The following is a 24,505-nucleotide window of genomic DNA, read 5'->3' on the forward strand; positions in this document are numbered from 1 at the left end:
AATGATTCTTAACAGCGGACTTATCCAATAGAAAAAAAGTTATGTTCTTGCCATGGCACTTTTTTATGCTGTATTTCGGTCACTTTTGCTTTATCTGGGCCATGGGCCAGCCATACTAGCATTTTGTCAATATTAACCTGCTCACCACAAAGTAGCACTTCGACATCACCATCGGCTAAATTACGCGCATAGCCACTTAAGCTATATTCAATAGCTTGTTGCTGAGATGAGGCTCGAAAATAAACCCCTTGCACCCTACCGGAAATATGCGCAATATAACTAACATTCATACCTGTTTCTCTTATTAAATCACTATTATTATCAGTAAAGTTTGCACCTGGGACCGTCATTGTCTAAAATCGGCACAAATATCTCTTTCACCGAATAAAACCTCGTTTCACACTAGGTATTTTATTCATTAAAAATAAGTATAGACCTATGTCAGCAAGAATTTCTTTAAATGTTGGTCGTGAAAAATCTTTATTACGTAAACACCCGTGGATTTTTTCGAAAGCTATCAATAAAATCAAAGGTAAACCTATGCTTGGGGATACTGTTGATGTATTCGATAGTAAAGGTAATTGGTTAGCTAAAGGTGCTTATTCACCTGAATCTCAAATTAGAATAAGAGTCTGGAGCTTTGATGAGAATGAAGAAATTGATCGTGATTTTTTCTTTAATAAATTACAAAAGGCGCAACTTAGGCGTGATTGGTTTATCGCTCAGGGAAAATTAACTGGCTATCGCTTGATTGCTGGTGAGTCCGATGGCCTACCTGGCGTCACTATTGATAAATATGATAATTTTATAGTGTGTCAGTTACTTAGCGCTGGCGCAGATTTCCATCGCTACACCATAGTTAGCTGTTTAACCGAGCTTTATCCTAATTGTCATATCTATGAGCGCTCTGATGTTGATGTCCGTAAGAAAGAAGGCTTAGAGCCGGTAACCGGTTGGTTAACTGAGCCACAAGAGTCAACCGAATGTATTATTGAAGAGTACGGTATCAAAATTTACGTTGATATCGCTACTGGCCACAAAACAGGTTTTTATCTCGACCAACGAGACTCTCGACTTACTGCGGGTAAGTTTGCCAAAGGAAAGACTATTTTAAATTGTTTTTCCTATACCAGTAGTTTTGCACTACATTGCGCGGCGAACAATGCCAAAGAAGTCATTAATGTCGATGTGTCGCAAGCGGCTCTTGATATGGGTAAACGTAACCTGGCCTTAAATGGTTTGACTGACGCCAACGTTTCTTTTGTTAAAGATGATGTTTTTAAGTTATTACGAAAATACCGCGAAGAAAAACGTCGCTTTGATATGATTATCCTTGACCCGCCTAAATTTGTTGAATCAAAAGCACAGTTAACGGGCGCTTGTCGTGGTTATAAAGACATCAACATGATTGCTATGCAGTTATTAAACCCTAATGGCATATTGCTGACATTTTCGTGCTCAGGCTTACTCGATGCAAGTTTATTTCAAAAAGTAGTTGCCGATGCCGCATTAGATGCCAAAAGAAAGGTTTATTTTGTCGAACGATTACAACAAGCTGCAGATCACCCTATTTCATCTAATTACCCTGAAGGCTATTATCTAAAAGGTTTAGTTTGCCAGGTTGAGTAGTTAACATATCAGCAAAAACATCTCATTGTAGTGATGGCTATGGATGGCCATCTCAATAAAAATTAGCCAATGTTGATAAATTTCAGGTTAAAGCGCTTAAATAAGCGATACTCTGCTTAATATATGTTGTTCTAGCAACTATTTTACCGGCGCCTGCGTAAATTCACTGGCAATAGGTTGTTATTGTCGGCTCAACTTGCCTTGCAGTAAAAAATATCAAGTAGAGATATTGGCATCACTTAACTATTACAATTCAATAGCTAACGTTATATTGCACAAACTTCAGCTTAAACAGCTTCGAAATTAAAATTTATTTTCTTTAAATAACCCACCAAAATCGCTAATTCTTGCCCCTAATTATTACGACGATAATATTTAATCCTCCTTTACATTGCTGTTAATTTACAATGTGTTAACAAGATAGTTCATTAATATTAACCTCAATTCAAACCAGTATTATCAAGGTAAGCAATGCTTAGGGTACAGTTTGCGCTTAAAAATTGATCAACTTTTATATTGTATACGGTATAAAGTATATGGTAGATTTTGTTTGCCTCATGGATGTGGCTTTTACATGAATAATTCATGACTTAGGGAAGACAAAATAATACTAACAAGAAAAAGGAAGATAAACATGAAGCTTAACAAGCTCTTTATTGCTAGCTGTACTTTGCTAACAATGGCCTCGGCACAAGCAGCACACATACCGCAAGCGCCCCAACAAGCAAGCGTGCCAAGCCTCGAATTACACAGTGGTCATGCACATGAAAACACCCTAGATATTAAAGCACCTACGCCCCAAAGGGATAAGCAAACAACGGCAAAGCCATTAACAAGTATAAATAGCCAAGCTATGCAGCCCATGTCATTACAAGTCGCTGCCGCAGCGCCTTGTAACGTTAATGCATTTGCTACATCAAACGCATCAACCTTGATCAATGAAATTAAAGCTCAAGGTCCGAATTGTGTTAATGAATTGTTTAACGCCTCAGCTAGCATTCAAACAAGTGCCTATAGCTCAGACAACATGTACTCAGTGGCTAATCATTTAAAAAGCTTATCTCAATCGTATGCCGGTGGTGGTGACGTAGATATTGAAGCCATGTTTCTTTATCTACGCGCTGGCTATTATGTCGAGTTTTACAATAATGGCGTAACGTTTGTCTCTTGGGTAAAACCTGCGGTTAAAGGTGCTATTGATGCTTTTGTTAACAATGCCAACTTTTACCAAGATAACGACGGCCATGGTAAAACCTTAGCTGAAGTTATCATCACTATGGATAGCTCTGAGCAACAAGATATATATTTACCTGTTGTTAAAGAATGGTTAAGCCGCTGGAATCAAAGTTACGCCAATAAATGGAATATACGTAGTGCCGTTAATGGTATCTTCACTATTTTATTTCGCGGCCAATACAATACTAATTTTAAAAACTTAGTAAATAATGACACCACGTTAATAAGTCGCTTAAATAACTTTACTCAACAAAGTTGGATGCTTAACAGTGAGTCTGAATATCTTATCTCTAATGCGGCCCGTGAATTAGGTCGAATGAAGATGTACGGTACGGCTATTCAGTCTACTGTTGACTCAGGCCTAAATAGCATTTTTGCTAACTATGTTATGTTTGGTAATGGCGATGCTGTCTGGTTAGGCGCTGCTGATACCGCCACTTACTATGGTAACTGTGCTGATTACGGTATTTGTGGTTATGAAACGCAATTAGAAGCAAAAGCGTTAGCACAAACTTATACCTGTAGTTCAACGCTTAAAATTCGCTCGCAAAACCTAACATCGGCGCAGCAATCATCTGCTTGTTCCGTGTTAGGGGCTGAAGAAACTTATTTCCACAACAAAACACAGTCTGGCAATGTGCCAATCCCTGGTGATACCAATAATCAATTGCAAATTAATATTTTCGATAGCAGCACCGACTATGGTAAATATGCCGGTGCTATCTTTGATATAAATACCAATAATGGTGGTATGTATTTAGAAGGTGACCCATCCGTTGCCGGTAATATCCCAAACTTTGTTGCCTATGAAGCCTCTTATGCTGAAGCGCCACATTATGTTTGGAACTTAGAGCACGAGTACGTACATTACTTAGATGGGCGTTTTGATTTGTTTGGCAACTTTAACACCCCGACTGAAAAAGTTGTTTGGTGGGCTGAAGGTGTGGCCGAATACGTTGCCAATCAAAATAATAACCAAGCAGCAATTGATACCATTCATGATGGCTCAACTTATACCCTAAGTACCATATTTGAAACCACTTATGATGGTTTTGATCAGGATAGAATTTACCGCTGGGGTTATTTAGCGGTGCGCTTTATGTTTGAAAACCATTTCAGTGAAGTTAAAGCCATGATTGCAGAAACACGCGCTGGTAACTGGACTGCTTATAAAACACGTTTAAATACTTGGGTTAGCAATTACAGTAACGAATTTACCACCTGGACACAAACCGTGAAAAGTGATGGTGGCACAACACCAAATAACGCGGCACCATCAGCCAACGCGAATGGACCCTATGCAGGTCAAGTGAATGAAGTGATCAACTTTGATAGTAACGGCTCAGTAGACTCAGATGGCTCTATCGTAAGTTATAGTTGGGATTTTGGTGATGGTACAACGAGCACAGGTAGCACCACTAGCCACAGTTACGCTACGGCTAATAACTATAGGGTAACCTTAACGGTAACAGATGATAAAGGCGCTATTGGTACAGCAACTGCACCGGTGACTATTTCCTCTGGACCCAGTCTTGAAATTGCTAACGGTGGCTCAAAATCAGGCTTAAGCGCAAGTACTAATCAAACCACTGACAGTTATTATATTCATGTCCCCGTGGGCGCAACAAACTTAGTGGTAAGTATTAATGGCGGCAGTGGCGACGCTGACTTATTCCTTAAGCAAGGCACAGCGCCATCGGCTAGTAGCTATGATTGTCGTCCTTACCTGGCGGGTAATAATGAAACATGTACAGTTGCCGCTCCTGCTGCTGGGACTTGGTATATGAATGTTAATGCGTATAGTGCCTTTGTCAATGTCACCCTTACAGCCAGCTTCGATGCAGGTCAAGGAACACCAAATACAGCGCCCGTTGTTTACATCAATGGCCCGTATGTTGCGGATGAAGGTGTCGAGGTTAGCTTTAGTAGCGCCGGCAGCTATGATTCTGATGGTGCAATTGCCTCATATAGTTGGAACTTTGGTGATGGCGCGAGCAGCTCATTAGCAAACCCAAGTCATACTTATACTTCAGCAAACAATTATCCAGTAACCTTGAGCATTACCGATAATCAAGGTTTAACGGAAACAGCGACAACAACGGCTAATATTAGTGCCTCAACAACACCAGATAGTAATGTTGCTGATATGTGTGCGGTGCAAGGGCCACAGTCAAGTGGTCAAGTACAAGCAGGACAAGCCATTTGTCTTGGTAATATAAGTACTAGTTGGTTATCCATTGCCGATGTTCGTGGTCATAGCAGTATTGCTATCACTACCGGTAATGGTACTGGCGACTTAAGTATAGAGTTTAGTAATATGGGCTGGCCAAATGGTGCTAATCATCATGGTGCTTCATATAACTCAGGTAATAGTGAGTGTATTTACTTAACAAATCTGTCGGAATACTGGGGATATATTAAGGTATCAGGTGAGGCGAATAATGCTTCGTTAGTTATTGATTTTGATACTAGCGGTTGTCGTTAAGGTCATTAATATAAATCAAATGGTGAATATAAAAAAATAACCGCAAGACTAGATAAAACCAGAGTTTACTCTGGTTTTATTTTTATCGAAATGGAAAAAGTAAATGAATCCGCTAATCAATTTCTTCGATAGTAATGCCAATGAGGTAACAATTTTTACTTTCTTCTTCAATGCGCACCACACGACCACTGACATCCAGTGCTTGAACTTGACTGCTAGCTGAATCAATTTTCACTCTAACATGGGTCGAAATAGCTAATGGATGTTCAATTTCAAACGCCATACCCGTGGCACTTAAATCCCGGCAGGTAGCAAGAAAATGACTGTTTACTTCGTCATCTATAACAGTGACATAAACTTCACTATTTAACATCATGCGGTAAAAATCACGTTTATCATCAAAACCTTTCATTCGCTCTCCCAAACAAACTGTTTATTACCTTATTATTTATACTGAGCAAAAGCCGAAGTGTCAACTAACCGTCATAAAAAAGTACATTAACGGTTAACTACGAAAAGTCCTTTAAATAATTAAGAATACGTTTTACTGATACCGGCGCGGCAGTGCCAAGGTTTTGTGCAAACAATGAAATACGCAGCTCTTCAATCAACCAACGAGTGTTAAGTAACTCACTTTCAACGGGTTTATCTTTGCGCTGTTTACCTATGATGACTTGATAGGCGTCATTCACTTTATTCACATCAATAAGTTTTAATCTATCTTGATTAGGGTCAATGGGTAGCTTCTCTAAACGACGTAACATGCCTTGTAAATAGCGAGTAATATCATCGAGTCTACTTAAGCCAGAGTCACTGACAAAACCTTTGAACACTAATTTTTCACATTGCTGTTTAATATCACCATGAGATTGGATAACATTTAACGGCACGCTACCCTTCATCTTTTTGGCCACTTCATAACGTAAACTTAAGGCACGCTCCACTTTAATGGCGGCCGCTAATACACATTCAGCTATTTCAGCCCTAACATAATCACTACATTGAGCAAACTGTAGTTCATCACGCGGAAGTTGGCCAGCATTTTTCTGTTGAGCAAACTCTTGCACCAAAGACAAACAAGCACCTTGAATACAGTCTTGTAGTAGCTCATTGATTGTGCCAAAAGGGTTAAAATATAAACCAAGCTTGGCTTTATTCGGCAGTTTTTCCTGTAAATATTTTACTGGTGTCGGGATATTCAACAAAATAAGTCGGCTGATACCTTTTAACATGGCATCTTGTGCATGTTGCTCTTGCTCAAAAAGCTCGATGGCGACACTGCTTTTATGGTCAACTAACGCAGGAAAGGCCTTAATCGTTATATTGGCAATTTTCTTTTCATAACCTTTAGGTAATTTACCAAAGTTCCACTGAGTTAAATCGGTTTGCTCTATGCCTTTTTCTGCTACTTTTTTTATCGAGGCTTTAACTTTACCTTGTAGCTCAGCTTTAAGCTCGTTAAGGTCTCGGCCCTGCTTTAATAACTTACCTTTATCATCTACTATTTGAAAATTCATCGTTAAATGTACTGGCAGTGAAATATCATGCCAAGCATCTTCGGGTAAACGTACCCCAGTCATGCGTAATAGATGTTTTGCCAGTGCCGGTTGTAAATCACCTTGCTCGCTCGGCATTGCCGCTAAACAAGCTTGAGCATAGTTAGGTGCTGGAACAAAGTTACGCCTTAATGTTTTAGGCAGTGCTTTAATCAAAGCGATAACGAGCTCATGGTGTAATGCGGGGATCAACCAATCAAAACCAACATCCTGTACTTGGTTCAATAAGGCAATAGGAATAATAAGGCTAATGCCATCATCAATATCACCTGGCGTAAAATGATAGCTTAGCGGCAAGGTAATATTATCTTGATGCCACAGATCTGGATAGTCTGCTTCACTCAGTTCAGCCGAGGATTCATTTAATAAAAAGGCTTTACTAAAGTCTAATAAATGACCATTAACTTGCTTGGCTTTTTTCCACCAAGCAAGAAAGCTACGTTGGCAAATAACCGTTTCAGGTAACTTATCACGGTAAAAATCTACCAAGTGCTGTTCATCAATCAAGAAATCTTTCCGGCGAGCTTTTTGCTCCAAGGCTTCAATACTTTCGACTAATTGTTGGTTTTTACTTAAGAATTTTTCTTTAATAACACAATCGCCATGAACTAACGCTTCGCGAATAAATAGTTCACGACAAGTAGCAGGCTCGATAGTATTAAAGTTAATCTTACGTTTATTGACGATAGTTAACCCATAGAGTGTCACTTGCTCAAAGGCCATCACCGCACCTTGCTTTTTCTCCCAGTGCGGCTCACTGTAATTGCGCTTAACGAGATGCTGTGCCAGCGGTTCAAGCCACAAGGGATCTATCTTGGCATTCATACGGGCAAATAATCGACTGGTTTCCACTAATTCAGCCGACATTAACCACTTAGGCGACTTTTTAGTTAATGCTGAGCCAGGGAAAATAAAAAACTTCATGCCGCGCGCCCCCTTATACTCGCGGTTTTCATCTTGTTGACCGATATGACTCAACAAGCCAGATAATAATGCTTGGTGGATAGGTGTTAACGCTGAGTCTTGCTCACTCTCTTTGCTTTTATCGTTTGCTTGACCTTGCTCAATACTGGGTAAGATAAAACGGTAATCAACGGATGTTAACGCTATTTTTTGCTCTTTTAGCGTCATCTTTAATTGACTAAAGATATCTTGCCATTCACGTAAACGCACATAAGAAAGAAACTCACGCTGGCAGAGCTTTCTAAACTGGCTTTGTGTTAAGTCTTTTTGTTGGGTGTTAAAATACTGCCAAAGATTCAATAAACTGACAAAATCAGATTGCTTATTTTTAAAACGATTATGTTTTTCATCACTAAGCTGTTTTTTTTCATAAGGTCTTTCACGCGGATCTTGAATGCTTAACGCGCTAACGATAATAAGTATTTGTTCTATACAGCCAAACTCAATGGCGGTGATAACCATTTTGGCCAAACGTGGGTCTATGGGGAACTTTGCTAATAAACGCCCTGACTTGGTCAGTTGTGTTGCCGTACTTAGCTGTTTACCTTGGGCTGATTTACCGTCCTTATCGACACTTTCAATGGCGGCGATTTCTTCCAATAAACGCACACCGTCGGAGATATTACGATGATCTGGTGCCTCAACAAACGGGAAGTTAGCAATGTCGCCTAAGTCTAGGGCATGCATTTGTAGAATAACCGTGGCTAAGTTAGTGCGTAAAATTTCTGGCTCGGTAAATTCAACCCGATTATTATAATCGTCTTCGGCATATAAGCGAATACAAATACCATCAGAGACACGACCACAGCGGCCTGCACGTTGATTAGCACTTGCCTGTGAAATAGCTTCAATGGGTAAACGCTGAACTTTAGTGCGATAACTATAACGGGAAATACGCGCGGTACCAGGATCAATAACGTATTTAATGCCCGGTATGGTTAAGCTCGTTTCGGCGACGTTAGTAGCCAAAATCAAGTTACGACCACTATGAGGTTTAAATATCTGGTTTTGCTCACTAATGGTTAAACGGGCATACAAGGGTAATATATGGGTATCGCGTAAATTTGCATTATTGAGCGCGGCCGCAGTATCACGTATTTCTCGCTCGCCGTTAAGAAACACTAGAATATCGCCTTGGCTACACTCACTGAGTTCATCAACAGCAGATAAAATGCCACTGATAATATCGACATCTTGGCTGGATTGCGCCTCACCGTCATCAACGGGCCTATCATTTAAAGGTCTATAGCGAATTTCAACCGGAAAAGTTCGGCCCGATACTTCGATAATTGGCGCTAATACACCTGTTTTACTGGCAAAATGTTTGGCAAAACGTTGCGGGTCAATGGTTGCTGAGGTAATAATAACCTTAAGATCAGGTCGTTTAACCAGTATTTGTTTTAAATAACCTAAAATAAAATCGATATTTAAACTACGCTCATGGGCTTCATCAATAATAATGGTGTCGTATTGACGCAGTAAACGGTCTTTTTGCATTTCCGCCAGCAAAATACCATCGGTCATTAATTTAATATAGCTACGGTCACTGACTTGATCATTAAAACGAACTTTATAACCGACCTCGTCGCCTAGTTTGGTACCCAGTTCTTCGGCAATTCGGTTGGCAACGGTTCTCGCAGCAATACGCCTAGGTTGAGTATGACCAATAAGGCCATCAACACCACGACCTAGCTCTAGACAAATTTTAGGGATTTGCGTGGTTTTTCCTGAGCCCGTTTCACCGGAAATAATAACCACTTGGTTAGCTTGAATAGCTTGGGCAATTTGCTTGGCATTATCCGCTATGGGTAAACCTTCAGGATAGCTAATTTTTGGTAAATTATTTATTTTATATTGTTTATCTTTAATTGATTTAACAATGTGGCATTGCAACTGCTCAACTAAGTTTATTTGCTTAGCTGATAACGCCAATGTTGCTAATTCGGTCGCTGACTTTTGCCCAGCCTCCTTAGCAATTGTTTTTTTAAGGTTGCTTAATCTTTTTTTAAAACGTGGCACATCACAATGTTTTGCTTGTGGCAATAATTCAAAAAGATTTTGTAGATGGGAAAATGAAGTGATAGCAGACTCAATCGAAACAGACAAAACGGACTCGGATAGAAAATCAAAAGAGCATTTTAGCAGTAATACTTCGTAATTACAGCGAGTAAAGTATTAAAAAGAGTAAGGACAAGGCAGTAAATGAGCTTTGCGCGCCTATTTACCGGTGCTACTTGCCGCCTACAGCTGCAAGTAGCACCGGTCTATCAGGAATATCACCTTGAGTAGCGATATTTTTCATCAAACAGCAGCATGCTCTTTTTCAATGGATAGCCTTGCTCGGCCATGCTGATAACAAGCTTGTAATACTTCATTACGAGAGATAGTACCCAGTAAATTGTCATCATCATCAATCACTGGGTATACCTTAGGTTTATTTTCTCGCATGCTTTGTCCCAGCTCAATAATACTGGCATAGGGTTTTACTGATAAAACATCTTTACGCATAATATCTTTGATCATGGCAACATGTTCATTAAAATAAAGGCTTTCTAACATAATAGCCAAAACATCACCTTCAGAAATAAAGCCTAACAATTTATAGTTTTCATCAATCACTGGCCCGCCAATTTGCTTGGTTTTTAAAAAACGTAAGACCGCTTCTTCAACAGACATATTCTCGGTAAAAGTGACTGGGTAGTGATTCATATATTCTTGTACTTTTAATGATTCCATTTTAACCCCTAACTAAATAGTAATGTAGACTTTTCATTGTTATTAAATCGAGCGTTTACTTAATACTAACTCTAGCTAAGCCTTTGCCATAAAACCACTTTTTACTTATTTTTATTACCTTTATTAGTAGACTCAGGTACTTTATTGAACAATAATTTGCCAAGTGAGATGAAATATTTTATAGGGTTAAAATGTCAGACAAGTTATTGTGTTTTTTCTCATAACAATGAACAAGCCCAATTAGAGTAGGCTTATCAAACAGACCGCAAGTTGCACTAAAATAGTCACATTAAACGCTTAAATCCACAGAGCGACCTTTTCTATCATCAGCAGAGCTTCGACTTGATTCAGCAGCGCTTCTTGCTTGCGCTTGGCGATTAACCTCTTCTTGCTGATCTTTAATGCGCTGATCTTCTTGTTGACTTGCAATGTGTTGCTGCTGTTGTTGCAGCACTTTGGCTACAGAGCCATTACCTTCGATTGACGAAACCATCTCAACCTCCATAAATAGTTGATACACCAAAATATCATGATGCTCTCTATGTCTATTATTATAGCAGCCCAGGTAAACAAAACTAACGTCAGGAATAGCGCCAGTATTCGGTGCACAGTAAAATTTCTGGCACCAGGTAGCTTAACTAAGTCTTATTTATCTTGGATAAATGTTTGTTGACAACATTCTACCGCTTAGATAAATTTACCTTGTTGCTCATTAGCTGAGGCTAATATCCCCATAGCAGTGTTTTTATTAGCATTATCAAAGAGTAACTACTTTCACGGTTCATTATTCATCGAAAAAAATAGTGATTAAGCACAATAAAGTTTACGAACAAACTAAGGCTTTTAATTCTCGCTAAATGAGCAATAAATCAGTCCGATTGGTATTAGTTATAACCCAAAATATAAAAAGGATTGTCATCCTTATCGAGCAATTTCTTCGTAGTTTGCTCAATGTTTTGCTCATTAAAATTATCACTATGCTTATCAACCTGAGGTGTTACCTTGGCATTTTGTTGATATAAATCCAGCAAAGCTGCTGACATTATTATCCGTCTATGATTACTATTACTTGACATACAACTACCCTCAACTTAGTAAAATTACGCGACACGTTTTACTTATTACCTCTATGATTAATAAAAGATAAGCATCATTAGTGCCAAATTTAATATTTTATTAGTTATTGATGTTGTAGATATTTTTTCACTCCTGAGCAAGCTGACGGTTAATTTTATCTTATTGCAACCAATGAATCGCAGTTTGCAAAACTGCTTTTCAACTTACCATAAAAAAACGCTAGCCATAGGGGATTGATAAGCCCTTTAGCTAGCGTTTATCGGCAATGGAAGCTCAAGGGCCTAACCACAGATTAGCTTAATTGATGGTTAGTTATGCTCGTTGGCAAGTTTTGCTTCTGTCGACTTTAAGGCATTTTCATGCCAATATTGCCAGTGCATATGTAAGTGATCTTCGACTAAATGTGCCGGCTGTAAGTAGTCTTTATAAGTATAGCGATAAAATTGACGTGGCTTGTGTGGATTATTTTCATCTGCTTCAGCGACATAGTTTGCATTATGCTCAACAAGCCAGTGAGTAAATTCATCCTTAAACTGTTCTCCTGACTCAGCTAATAATTTTTTATAGCCGGCAAAGAAATCAGTCTTTAACAAGTGTGCCATTTTTCTATAATCAACTTGATGGCGTTCATTCATAAAACGCACCGCTAAATAGCCCCAGCGATACACTCGGTCGGTACCATCTTTATATTCGGTATTAAAAACATCCGTTAAACTCAGCCAATCTTGCGCTTGAGTATCATTGAGCAATTTAAAGGCTTTAGGATTATTATCTTGCTTAGCTACATATTCAGCCAACCCTTCAGACCACCACACCATATGACTAGGAAAGTGATTAAAGGTGTCGTATTTTACGAAGCGACCATCTAAGTAATGGACAAACTCATGATTTAGGTTCCACACGGCAAATTCAGGTCTAAGCCAAAAGTGTTCGAATGAATAGAAAGTAGCAATATTATCGGGATCTTGTGGGCTGCCCTCTATGTACATGCCGCCATTATCGGTATTAATATCAAAAACCAGTTGACCGTATTTATTATATTCTGCGTGATTATCAAAAATGACCACACGTAATTTATCGTTAAAATCATTGGCTACTGGCTGATTATTAGTGGCTAAGATGTTATGAAAATTACTTTCTTGAGAAATTAATTGTTGGCAAGAGTCATTTAACTGGGCGAGTGACATAGCTTGGCTAAGAATATAAATTCGGTCTGAACACTCATGATTGCTAGGTAATGCTTGTTCAATCGTAGGTGTAATGCAGCGATCGGCTAATGTCCCCTCTTCACATGCTGATTTTCCTCGAAAAGTGTTGACCACATACGGCACACTAAAAAGCGTTTTACTTTGCTGGGCTGATACTTGGTCATTTATAGTTAACGCAGCCCAAACACTGTTATCAAGGGCAGCCATTTTAGCTTCGACTTGCAGTGTTAGCTTGTCATCATCTAAGCGTTTTTGCTCGTCACTGGTACGCTGATAATATTCATTCCAATATTCTTTATTATATAAATTATAATATTGGGCCAAGGCCCAAAGTGCGTGTTGCCTAGGCCAATCATTATCGGCTAAGGTATTATTTTTACCGCTAATAAATTCGGTTAGCGCCTGTGGTAACTCATCCGCACCTAATACCGCTTGGGTAAAGACACTGTTATTTTTTCTTCGTGCTTCGTAAGGTAAAATGGCACTCGCACGAAGAATTTCCCATAAAGCATAATCAATGGCTTTATCATTTATGCGCTCCGCATCCGCTAAATCGGCGCTGGCATAAAGATCTATTAACTGAGTTAACGGTTTTACTTGCTCAGCAGTAAAAGGCTGTAATGGTGCTAAAAAATACAAACGGTATAGGGCCACAGCATAATTTTCATGCAAACGCGCCGTAGTTTGATTTACTTGAAAGAATCCCGGCATATTGTACAAATGGGTCAAGGCATTGTTAACAGATTCAGCCGTATCTGCAGGCCAGTCTTTATCGCTACCAAAACTACTGTAGATACGTAAATAGAAAGTTAGCTTGGCCAAGTTATCATTATTTAACTCACCTTTTAATGCTTCAAGTGAAATTGCATCGGCAACCGCTTTGAGCAAACCCGCTTGATAATGGTTAAAGTCTTGACTCCACAATTGCTCAACATCTGTCGCTAATATTTGGGCAACCATAGGATCAATTGCTACCGTGGTCATGCTGGTGTTTGCTTGCTGCGCTATTGTGTTATGAGTGCTGGAGCCACAAGCGGCAAGGAGCGAAGTAATAGCAACGGCGGCAAGTGTCATTGAAAATTTATGCATCTAGATATTTTTGTTGTTTGAATGATAAAATATTATTGCATACAATATACCAGCGGTACACTGACTATTTAGTTAAGGCGGTTACTTACCGACAAACGTGTAAGAATGACCATAAGCATTCATATTGACACACTTTGCTTATCAACAAAGAGCCAGCGTCGATAGTTATTAACAGTTTCCTGCTAATCAGGTAATATTCAACAAATTGACCTCTAAAGAAAGTGACACCTAACGTATGAATATAGTATGTGCCAACTGTTTTACTACCAATCACATTCCTGATGATAAAGACCATAACAAGGGAAAGTGCGGTAAATGTCAGCAAGGCGTTTATTCAGCTAAACCTGTTGAGTTAACAAGTAATAATTTTTATGCCTTTATTGAACGTAACGATTTACCGGTAGTTGTTGATTTTTGGGCAAGCTGGTGTGGCCCATGCCAAAACATGGCGCCAGTATTTAGTAAAGTGTCACAAGACTCCCCGACATTACTTTTTGCCAAAGTAAACACTGAGCAAATACAGCAGATAGCAGCTAAGGCTAATATTCGCAGCTTACCTACTCTAGTCTTTTTTCATAAGGGCGAAGAAATCGACCGTATTTCCGGTGGCCTTAATGAAATACAAATGAAGCAGTGGCTAGGGCAAAGTTTGCAAAAAATTTCTAAGTAGATTTGCCTCGCCAGCATAAATCACCGATAAAAAAAGCCACAAGTGCGGCTTTTAAATATTCATTTATTAAGATAATAAATAGCAAGGGCAACTAGCCTAGCGACGAAAAACTCTCTTAGAGGATTTAACTAAACCCTTTAAGAGAGATATGAGCAGCACTATAGTTTATCCATATAATAAATTGGTTGCAACTTTCTCAGTGCACTTGAATTTAATCTATAGAGATTGTGATTTTTTATTTTATTTTATTTTATTTTATTTTATTTTATTTTATTTTAGCAATAGTAGCGGTTACCCGGTCTTTATTCATCACTACACCCGCCTGTAATGTTTGCCACTGAGTTTTAACATCAGCTAGGTTTACCGCATTACCTACCTGGATAACGCCAACCATACCAAGGGCGAAATGCGGTAGACATTTATAGAGAAAAACCCCCTCTTGCTTGAATTCGACTACTGCAACTTTCCCCATAGGCGTATTGAACGTAATACCACCTTTTGGGCTGAGCAAAGATTGTGCATTATGGGAAGCATCAGACGGAATAAAGCGCACGCTATCACCGGGTGAAATTTTCAAAAAATCAGGCTCCATGATCATAGTTTGACCACTAGCATTGGCGGTTAATAACTTAACTTGGTGCTCTTTTGCCACAAGTAAAGTCGGTAGTAATAATACCAAGGTAATAATTAATCGTTTCATCTTTTACTTCTGTAGGTTATTTATAAAAAATCATGTTAACAATTCTCATTTAGATTATCAATGGTAATGTAGTTGCAACACAGCCAGATATATTTCTATCACTAAAAATTCAAAGTAAAGGCCTTGGCAATGTTTTTATCGGTAAAACAGCACAAAAAAATAGCGCATACCAGAGCTAACTACTGATTTTAGCAGCAATAGAGTCACTTTTTTCAGCACTTAAATCTAATGGGATTTCAACAATAAACAGGGTTTGTTTTATTTTCGACTGACTATTTTTATCTGAGCCTAGTCTGATTTTACCTTTGAGTAACTGATGCACTAAGTTATAACTAATATGTAAACCTAAACCCATCGCCCCTGCATTTCTATTCGTAGTGACGAAGGGATCAAAAATAGTACTCACTATCTTGGTGTTCACACCACAACCATTGTCACTGTATGTTAAGCGCAACATTTGTTTATCGACTTGTGCAGATATATGTATTTCACCGTCACTTTGGCCGGCAAAAGCATGTTCTAGTGAATTAGTGACGAAACTTGTCAGTACTTGGAAGATAGCATTTTCATAACTAAATAAGGTTATATTGGTAGGAATATCGGTATTGATACTAATGTTCTGCTTTTTAGCGACTTGTTGCCAAATGGGCATCATCTTAAGAAAGCTTTTATCTAGCTGAAATTTAAGCTTATCTTCCATTTGCTGATCGACGGAAATATAACGAAATTGCTGTATTAAATTTGCTACTCGCTCAAAATTAGACATTGCTAAGCTTTCAAACTTATAAATGGAATCTAAGTTATTGTCCAACTTAGATTTTGTTAGCTTACCGCTATTAATTGTTTTTTGTAAATTTTCTATAATATCTTTGATAGATGAAAGTGCGGTGATGCCCACACCTAAAGGCGTATTGAGTTCATGAGCCACCCCAGTCACTACACTGGCTAAAGATGCCATTTTCTTCGCTTCAACTAATTCATCTTGTGTACTTTTTAAATTTTCTATCGATTCAAAAGCAGTATTTTTAGCGGCTATCAATTCTTGCTCTTGACTAGTTTGTTCAGTGATATCAGTCCATGTTTGAATCAGTGATTTAGCAAAAGTTTTATTCTGCCTTAACAACCACCAACCGCCGTCTTTAGTCTGCACTTTTAACGATATTGAATGATCTCTGCTGTGGTTGATTAACTCTAATACCTGCATACGCTCGGCATCATTGGAAAATTCAAAATAAAGAGTCGCGATACGTTGATACATGCTGGCAATATTTTCTCCCACCCCGACAAATTTAGGATCTGAATGAGCAAAAGTTTTAATAAACTTTGTATTTACTAAAATAACGATGCCATTTTCATCACTTAATACAAAGCCGTCTTGCATGTTATCTATGGTTTCAATAACCCGTTTGTGATGAGTAGAAGCCAGTTCAAGTAATTGTTTTATTTTTTGTTTATAAAAAAGCACCGCCATTAATAATGCCATTAACAGCACCACACTAATGATAATGCCATAACCAATTGCATGGTTATCTATGCCCGAAGTATGTATCGTATTATCGGGAAAAAACAAGGTAGCAGCCATGGCTAAATAATGCATAGTTGCTACAGAAAAACCAAAAAACAAACCTGCTAAAATATCTATTCCTCGGCCACTTAAATTAAAAATACCGATACGCCTGGACTTGATAAGTAGGGTGGTTACCGCTAAAAACCAGGAAGTTAACACGGATAAACTAACAAATACCACATCATGGCTCATATAGGCTTGCATCGACATGGCACTCATGCCGATAAAATGCATTGATGCGATACCTAGGGCAAGCAGTAAAGCGGTAAAGATAATATTGGTATAACTGATGTCAGGTTTGCTGATGTTATGTAGTACAACAATAGCTGCGAATATGGCCGGTAAAATTGAAATCAAGGTAATGGTTAAATCATAAAATACAGGAATAGGCAAGGAAAAAGCCAGCATGCCCATAAAGTGCATACTCCAAACGCCTAAACCTAAGATTGCACCACCACATACTTTTAATAAGTAATGATTCGAGCCTACCTTAGTACGGATAAAGTTAATGATATTAAGCGCGCAAAACCCAGCAATTGCGGCGACAATATACGATAAAAGTACCAATAGCGGATCATAACTACCTATCAGCGAAGTACTAGCATCTACTCCCCAGCTAAAAAAATGCTTGTGATCCATGATTGTGGATACCTATCGAAATTATTGGACTTTTAACTATTCATCAAAGTATAGACAAGGCCAGTTAGTTTGCTATAACGGCTAGTTTCAGGAGAATCGATTACCTCCTCTCACACTTCGTGAACAATACCGCTGTTATGCAGGTGAACCGTAAAGCTTGAGCTTTATTCTCCAGCTTGGTGTCGCGGTGGCGACAACACAGAAAGGGGAACGACCGCTCTGCTCCCCTTTCCAATCCCCAGAGCGCCCAGCTCAGCAGAACATTCAATAACACACTAGCGCAAACCACGATTCCTGCCGATTTATCATCCCTGAACAACGGCAGCCATCGACATCCTATCTCAGGTCGAGGGCTGCTAACTGCTAGTCTGTCATTTCATTGCTGAGATGGGGTTGGAGTGTTTGGCACGGGTAGCTCACATAGCAACTGTCATCTTCGTGGTGGCTTAGTCGAAGATCCAGAACTTAGTGCTCTGGATTCCCGATCAGAAACTTCGGGAATGACGACTTTAAGTGCCAGTGGAATAACAACACCATTACCTAGCCTATCAACACGCACTAAGTCTGCTTGAATCAAGTGCCGAAAAGAAAGGCAATATTCACGTATTACCATCAGGGATGATGGGAAAAGTAATGCGGCACATGACGGTACAGGATGTACCTTATTAGACAATGCAGGAGCACATTGTCCTGATGTGCCATCATTACTGTTACGTCGAAGATATTGCCTTGAATGGAGGATTACACTTGATTAGCAGCGCCGGGAGATTCCAAAGGGGGTTCGGCGTTTAGCCCCTTTTGGGTGTCGTCGCCACCGCGACAATAATATCAACTAACTCTGACCTTGTTGATATAAAATCAACTGGTCTGGCTCCTTGATATCAACTAACTCTGACCTTGTTGATATCAAATCAACTGTTCTGACCCCTTGATACTGAGATGGGGTTGGAGTGTTTGGCACGGATAGCTCACATAACAACTGTCATCTTCGTGGTGGTTTAATCGTGGATTCAGACCTTAGTGAACTGGATTCCCGATCATAAACTTCGGGAATGACGACTTTAAGTGCCGATGGAATAACAACACCATCACCTACCCTATCAATACACACCAAGTCTGCTTGAATCAAGTGCCGAAATTAAAGGAAATATTCACGTATTACCATCAGCGATGATGGCAAAAGTAATGCGGCACATGACGGTACAGGATGTACCTTATTAGACAATGCAGGAGCACATTGTCCTGATGTGCCATCATTACTGTTACGTCGAAAACACTTTTATAAATGTAAGGTCACGTTTGGACCGCAGCGCTGGGAGATTCCAAAGAGGGCTCGGCGTTTAGCCCCCTTTGGGGTGTCGTCGCCACCGCGACAATAATATCAACTAACTCTGACCTTGTTGATATCAAATCAACTGTTCTGACCCCTTGATACGGATAGCTCACATAACAACTGTCATCTTCGTGGTGGTTTAATCGTGGATTCAGACCTTAGTGAACTGGATTCCCGATCATAAACTTCGGGAATGACGACTTTAAGTGCCGATGGAATAACAACACCATCACCTACCCTATCAATACACACCAAGTCTGCTTGAATCAAGTGCCGAAAAGAAAGGCAATATCACGTATTACCATCAGGGATGATGGCAAAAGTAATGCGGCACATTACGGTACAGGATGTACCTTATTAGACAATGCAGGACGCATATTGTCCTGATGTGCCATCAGCGCTGTTACGTCGAAAACACTTTTATAAATGTAAGGTCACGTTTGGACCGCAGCGCTGGGGGATTCCAAAGGGGGGCTCGACGTTTAGCCCCCTTTGGGTGTCGTCGCCACCGCGACAATAATATCAACTAACTCTGACCTTGTTGATATCAAATCAACTGTTCTGACCCCTTGATAACCGAATAACAACACAATCCCCTCAACTATCAACATGCACCAAGTCTGCTTGAATCAAGTACCGAAAAGAAAGGTAATATTCACGTATTACCATCATGGATGATGGCAAAAGTAATGCGGCACATGGATGTGCCATCATTACTGTTACGTCGAATATATTGCCTTGAATGGAGGATTACACTTGATTAGCAGCGCCGGGGGATTCCAAAGGGGGCTCGGCGTTTAGCCCTCTTTGGGTGTCGTCGCCACCGCGACTTTTAATTATGTAATTAATAACAATAAGTTGTTAAAATATATACAGGAAAGTTTAAACAAAGAGTAAAATTAAAAATGACTAATAAACCTAGAATTTTTATAGGATCTTCAAGCGATAGCTTAGATATAGCAAACGCATGTAATGTAGCGTTAGATCATACTGCTGAAGTTTCTGTCTGGCCAAATGTTTTTGATAAAGCAGGCAGCGATACATTAAGTTCTTTAATGACTAAAGCTAATAATGTTGATTTTGCTTTATTTGTTTTTTCTCCTGATGACATAACTTGTATCCGAGGAAGTGATCATCAAACAGTAAGAGATAATGTTCTTTTTGAATTAGGCCTATTCATTGGCTCGCTTGGTAAGGAACGTTGTTTCATACTTAAACCAAGAAATAAAGAACTATACATCGCTTCAGATTTAGCCGGTATTAATACGTTAGATTTTGATTCAGATAGAAGTGATACAAACCTAGATTGTGCTGTAAATGCGGCTTGTATAAAAATTACAACACAAATGAATCAACAGGGACTGTTTCGCGGGAGTGTAACTAAAGAAAAAATTACATCCCTTAAAATATCAAAAGATGAATATTCAATAAGTGACAAATCGCTACGTTTACTATCTGAATTGCTTTCAACTCATACAACATCCGTAAATGGTATGTTCTTTTGGGATATTGAACAGAAGGCACTTCCTTTTTCAGAATCTCAACTACAAATAGCATTGATAAGATTGACACGAATAGGCTATATAAACAGAGCAATAACAGAAGACTATAACGGTAATACTGGATATGGTTTCTCTATCACGAATAGCGGAATAGAATATTTATTAGAAAATGAAAAAAGGTTAGACAGCATAAAAATCGCTGAAGAAAGTGCAAAACAGAGCTTACAACAACCTCAGCAACAATATCAGGGTTATAGACCAAGATAGAGCTATTAGCTAAATAATAGAAACAAAAAACCCGCACTCTCTATTAGAAAATGCGGGTTTTTATTAAGAATTACAAGCTGTAAGCGTTAGCTTACCATCCTGTTTTCTCTTTAAGTGCTTTACCAATATCAGCTAAAGAACGAACAGTTTTAACACCGGCCGCTTCTAATGCTTTAAATTTCTCTTCAGCAGTACCTTTACCGCCGGCGATAATTGCGCCAGCATGACCCATACGCTTACCTTCTGGTGCAGTAACACCAGCAATGTAAGCAACAACAGGTTTAGTAACGTGTGCTTTAATGTACTCAGCTGCTTCTTCTTCAGCAGTACCACCGATTTCACCAATCATTACGATTGCTTCAGTCTGTGGATCGTTTTGGAACATTTCCAAAATATCGATGAAGTTAGAACCTGGGATTGGATCACCACCGATGCCAACACATGTAGATTGGCCGAAACCAAAATCAGTTGTTTGCTTCACTGCTTCATAAGTAAGAGTACCTGAACGCGATACGATTCCTACTTTACCAGGCAAGTGGATGTGACCAGGCATGATACCAATCTTAGTTTCGCCAGGAGTGATAACACCCGGACAGTTAGGACCGATCATACGCACGCCAGTTTGCTCAAGCTTAACTTTAACGTCAACCATGTCTAAAGTTGGGATACCTTCAGTGATGGTGATGATTAGCTCGATGCCAGCATCGATAGCTTCTAAGATAGCATCTTTACAAAATGGTGCTGGTACGTAGATAACTGTTGCCGTTGCGCCAGTAGCTGATACAGCTTCACGAACTGTGTTAAATACAGGTAGACCAAGGTGCGTTTGACCGCCTTTACCTGGGCTTACGCCGCCAACCATTTGTGTACCGTAATCAATCGCTTGCTCTGAGTGGAATGTACCTTGTCCACCGGTGAAACCTTGACAGATTACTTTAGTATCTTTGTTAATTAAGATAGACATTATGCATTGCCCTCCGCAGCTTTAACAACTTGAATAGCAGCATCTGTTAATGATGTTGCTGCAATAATGTCTAGACCAGATTTTTTCAATACTTCACGACCTAGTTCAGCATTAGTACCTTCAAGACGTACAATTACAGGCACTTTAACGCCTACTTCTTTAACCGCGCCGATGATACCTTCAGCAATCATGTCACAACGAACGATGCCGCCGAAGATGTTTACTAGTACCGCTTTCACGTTCTCGTCAGACAAGATAATCTTGAATGCTTCAGTAACGCGTTCTTTGTTAGCACCGCCGCCAACATCCAAGAAGTTTGCTGGTCGGCCACCGTGTAAGTTAACGATATCCATAGTACCCATTGCTAGGCCTGCTCCGTTAACCATACAACCAACAGTACCGTCAAGAGCTACGTAGTTTAGCTCCCACTGTGCTGCATGAGCTTCGCGCTCGTCTTCTTGTGATGGATCGTGCATTTCACGGATTTTTGGCTGACGGTATAACGCGTTGCCATCGATAGTGATTTTGCCGTCTAGACAGTGAAGGTTACCTTCGTCTGTAATAACAAGCGGGTTGATTTCTAGTAAGGCGAAATCAAAATCGGTAAACATTTTTGCTAGACCTAAGAAAATCTTAACAAATTGCTTCATTTGTGTTGGGTTTAGACCCAATTTGAAACCAAGTTCACGACCCTGGAAAGCTTGTGCGCCTACTAGTGGATCGATAGTTACTTTGTGGATCAATTCTGGTGTATTTTCCGCAACAGTTTCAATATCTACGCCGCCTTCAGTTGACGCCATGAATACCACTTTACGGGTACCACGATCGACAACAGCGCCAAGATATAGCTCTCTAGCGATATCGGTGCAGCTTTCAACTAAAATCTTAGTTACTGGCTGACCCTTAGCATCTGTTTGGTAAGTGACAAGGTTTTTACCTAACCACTTTTGTGCAAACGATTTGATTTCTTCTTTAGTTTTAACTAGCTTAACACCGCCAGCTTTACCACGTCCGCCTGCGTGTACTTGGGTTTTAACAACCCACATATCGCCGCCAATTTTATCAGCAGCTTCGGCAGCTTCTTGAGGGGTATCGCAAGCGAAACCCTCAGAAACTGGTAAACCATATTCAGCGAATAATTGTTTCGCTTGATACTCATGCAAATTCATGGTGTTTTATCCATTTATCTGTAAATGAAAGCTACCGTTTTATTCTTTTAATAAAAATGTAACGGTAGCCAATGAAAAGTCGACAAATTATAGTATAAAGGCTCTAATAACGGTAGTCAAAAGAGCTAAATGTAGGCCGGAATTTATTCCCGCTTAGCGCGAACAAGTTGCCGCCTACAATCTATTTGAAACTATATATCTGAAAACTATATATCTAAAAACTATATATCTAAAAGAAGACGTGTAGGATCTTCTAACAAGTCTTTAATGGTTACTAAGAAACCAACAGACTCTTTGCCGTCAACTAAACGATGATCGTAAGAAAGTGCTAAATACATCATAGGAAGTATTACCACGTTACCATCAACAGCCATTGGACGGTCTTGTATCTTATGCATACCTAAAATTGCCGCTTGCGGTAGGTTTAAGATAGGCGTTGAAAGCAATGAGCCAAAAACACCACCGTTAGTGATAGTGAAGGTACCACCCGTCATTTCAGCAAGTGAAAGTTTACCATCACGACCTTTAAGTGCTAAGGCACGAATACCATTTTCAATACCCGCCATGCTTAATTGATCGGTATCACGAAGTACTGGTGTAACTAAACCACGCGGCGTAGAAACAGCAATAGAGATATCGAAGAAGTTATGATAAACAATATCATCGCCATCAATCGAAGCATTAATCGCTGGGTAACGTTTTAAAGCTTCGGTGACCGCTTTCACGTAAAAAGACATGAAACCTAGGCGCGTATCATGAGTCTTCTCGAATAAGTCTTTATATTTTTTGCGAAGATCCATAATTGGCTTCATGTTAACTTCATTAAAGGTAGTTAACATGGCCGTTTCATTTTTTGCTGCTAATAAACGAGTAGCAATGGTTTTACGTAAACGCGTCATAGGTACACGTTTCTGTGTACGCTCACCTAAGTCTTCAACAGCAGGCACTGCAGCTTTTGCTACCGGAGCTGCTGCTGGCTTTCCTTTTGGAGAGTTAGCCGCTGCGGCAACGTCTTCTTTCGAAATACGACCGCCTTTACCTGTGCCAACAACGTCGCTAGCAGTTAAACCTTTTTCAGTCATTAAACGACGTACTGACGGGCTAGCAAGTTCATCGCTGCTTACCGCTTCTTCAGACGTTGCAGTCGCCGTAGTATTCGCTGTAGCACCGGCGTTAAGCTCACCAATTTTTTGAGCGCCTAACACAGTATCGCCTTCAACATGGATTATTTTACCAATCACACCATTCTCTTGAGCAACAACTTCAAGTACTACTTTATCTGTTTCGATATCAACTAAGTTTTGATCAACTGATACCGTATCGCCTGTCGCAACATGCCATGTAGCAACAGTCGCATCAGCAACTGATTCAGGTAATACCGGTACCACGATATCAATAACGTTAACAGCACTTGTTGCTGCCACTGCTACCGGTGCCGCTGCAGGTGCTGCAACAGCAACTGAGCCTTCAGCATAGGTACCAATTACTTGGTCGCCTAATACAGTAGCGCCATCGCTTTGACTAATATCAGTCATCACACCATCACAAGTCGCTGGTACTTCTAATACCACTTTATCGGTTTCAATATCGACAAGTACTTGATCACGAGTAAATTTTTCACCAACTTGTACATGCCAAGTTGCTACTGTTGCATCTGCAACTGATTCTGGTAATACCGGAACTTTGATTTCGGTTGTCATTTTTATAATTCCTTA

General features: G+C 39.6%; 17 protein-coding genes. 4 read left to right on the forward strand and 13 right to left on the reverse strand.

The window, feature by feature from the left end:
- Nucleotides 1-20: 20 nt before the first annotated feature.
- Nucleotides 21-290, reverse strand: coding sequence for an acylphosphatase (locus CMT41_RS10010; RefSeq protein ID WP_057181345.1), 270 nt, complete (start codon nt 288-290; stop codon nt 21-23).
- 148 nt (nt 291-438) lie between these two features.
- Between CMT41_RS10010 and CMT41_RS10015 the strand changes: the two genes are divergently transcribed.
- Nucleotides 439-1,629, forward strand: coding sequence for a class I SAM-dependent methyltransferase (locus CMT41_RS10015; protein ID WP_057181161.1), 1,191 nt, complete (start codon nt 439-441; stop codon nt 1,627-1,629).
- A 634-nt stretch (nt 1,630-2,263) separates the two neighbouring features.
- Nucleotides 2,264-5,350, forward strand: a complete 3,087-nt coding sequence (locus CMT41_RS10020; protein WP_058027172.1) for a collagenase — start codon at nt 2,264-2,266, stop codon at nt 5,348-5,350.
- Nucleotides 5,351-5,462: 112 nt separating this feature from the next.
- Here CMT41_RS10020 and CMT41_RS10025 read toward each other — a convergent pair whose 3' ends face one another.
- From CMT41_RS10025 to CMT41_RS10045, 6 genes are all read right to left on the reverse strand, one after another.
- Complete coding sequence (locus tag CMT41_RS10025; RefSeq protein WP_057181163.1) at nt 5,463-5,762, reverse strand: PilZ domain-containing protein; 300 nt, start codon at nt 5,760-5,762, stop codon at nt 5,463-5,465.
- A gap of 97 nt (nt 5,763-5,859) precedes the next feature.
- Nucleotides 5,860-9,975 carry an ATP-dependent RNA helicase HrpA gene (gene hrpA, locus CMT41_RS10030; RefSeq protein ID WP_232299943.1) on the reverse strand — a complete coding sequence of 1,372 codons (4,116 nt, stop codon included), beginning with the start codon at nt 9,973-9,975 and terminating at the stop codon, nt 5,860-5,862.
- A gap of 195 nt (nt 9,976-10,170) precedes the next feature.
- Nucleotides 10,171-10,605: a CBS domain-containing protein gene (locus CMT41_RS10035; protein WP_057181164.1), complete on the reverse strand. Its 435-nt coding sequence runs from the start codon at nt 10,603-10,605 to the stop codon at nt 10,171-10,173.
- A gap of 289 nt (nt 10,606-10,894) precedes the next feature.
- Entirely contained in the window at nt 10,895-11,098 is a 204-nt protein-coding gene (locus CMT41_RS10040; RefSeq protein ID WP_057181165.1) for a hypothetical protein, read from the reverse strand.
- Between the two features lie 391 nt (nt 11,099-11,489).
- The gene (locus CMT41_RS19130) at nt 11,490-11,681 is read right to left on the reverse strand and encodes a hypothetical protein (protein WP_157466353.1); all 192 of its coding nucleotides are present in this window, start codon (nt 11,679-11,681) and stop codon (nt 11,490-11,492) included.
- 309 nt (nt 11,682-11,990) lie between these two features.
- Nucleotides 11,991-13,979: a collagenase gene (locus CMT41_RS10045; RefSeq protein WP_057181166.1), complete on the reverse strand. Its 1,989-nt coding sequence runs from the start codon at nt 13,977-13,979 to the stop codon at nt 11,991-11,993.
- Nucleotides 13,980-14,214: 235 nt separating this feature from the next.
- Here CMT41_RS10045 and trxC point away from each other — a divergent pair, with 235 nt between their 5' ends.
- Nucleotides 14,215-14,649, forward strand: a complete 435-nt coding sequence (gene trxC / locus CMT41_RS10050) for a thioredoxin TrxC (RefSeq protein WP_057181167.1) — start codon at nt 14,215-14,217, stop codon at nt 14,647-14,649.
- 265 nt (nt 14,650-14,914) lie between these two features.
- Here trxC and CMT41_RS10055 read toward each other — a convergent pair whose 3' ends face one another.
- The 3 genes from CMT41_RS10055 to CMT41_RS19135 form a co-directional block, all read right to left on the reverse strand.
- Complete coding sequence (locus tag CMT41_RS10055; protein ID WP_058027173.1) at nt 14,915-15,349, reverse strand: plastocyanin/azurin family copper-binding protein; 435 nt, start codon at nt 15,347-15,349, stop codon at nt 14,915-14,917.
- Between the two features lie 175 nt (nt 15,350-15,524).
- Complete coding sequence (locus tag CMT41_RS10060; RefSeq protein ID WP_058027174.1) at nt 15,525-17,555, reverse strand: MHYT domain-containing protein; 2,031 nt, start codon at nt 17,553-17,555, stop codon at nt 15,525-15,527.
- A gap of 430 nt (nt 17,556-17,985) precedes the next feature.
- Nucleotides 17,986-18,228, reverse strand: coding sequence for a hypothetical protein (locus CMT41_RS19135; RefSeq protein ID WP_143760085.1), 243 nt, complete (start codon nt 18,226-18,228; stop codon nt 17,986-17,988).
- 1,565 nt (nt 18,229-19,793) lie between these two features.
- On the opposite strand from CMT41_RS19135, the gene CMT41_RS10065 reads away from it, so the two are divergent.
- A complete protein-coding gene (locus tag CMT41_RS10065) occupies nt 19,794-20,657 on the forward strand; it encodes a TIR domain-containing protein (protein WP_057181170.1) in 864 nt (287 codons plus the stop codon).
- Between the two features lie 91 nt (nt 20,658-20,748).
- On the opposite strand, the gene sucD is transcribed toward CMT41_RS10065, so the two are convergent.
- The 3 genes from sucD to odhB all read right to left on the reverse strand — a co-directional run bounded on the left by sucD (nt 20,749) and on the right by odhB (nt 24,490).
- Nucleotides 20,749-21,621: a succinate--CoA ligase subunit alpha gene (gene sucD / locus CMT41_RS10070; protein WP_057181171.1), complete on the reverse strand. Its 873-nt coding sequence runs from the start codon at nt 21,619-21,621 to the stop codon at nt 20,749-20,751.
- Nucleotides 21,621-22,790, reverse strand: coding sequence for an ADP-forming succinate--CoA ligase subunit beta (sucC, locus tag CMT41_RS10075; RefSeq protein ID WP_057181172.1), 1,170 nt, complete (start codon nt 22,788-22,790; stop codon nt 21,621-21,623). Before sucC ends, sucD begins: the two co-directional genes overlap by 1 nt.
- 221 nt (nt 22,791-23,011) lie before the next feature.
- Nucleotides 23,012-24,490: a 2-oxoglutarate dehydrogenase complex dihydrolipoyllysine-residue succinyltransferase gene (odhB, locus tag CMT41_RS10080; protein ID WP_058027175.1), complete on the reverse strand. Its 1,479-nt coding sequence runs from the start codon at nt 24,488-24,490 to the stop codon at nt 23,012-23,014.
- Nucleotides 24,491-24,505 lie beyond the last annotated feature (15 nt).

It is taken from the genome of Colwellia sp. MT41 (assembly GCF_001444365.1).
GTDB classification, from domain to species: Bacteria; Pseudomonadota; Gammaproteobacteria; order Enterobacterales; family Alteromonadaceae; genus Colwellia; species Colwellia marinimaniae.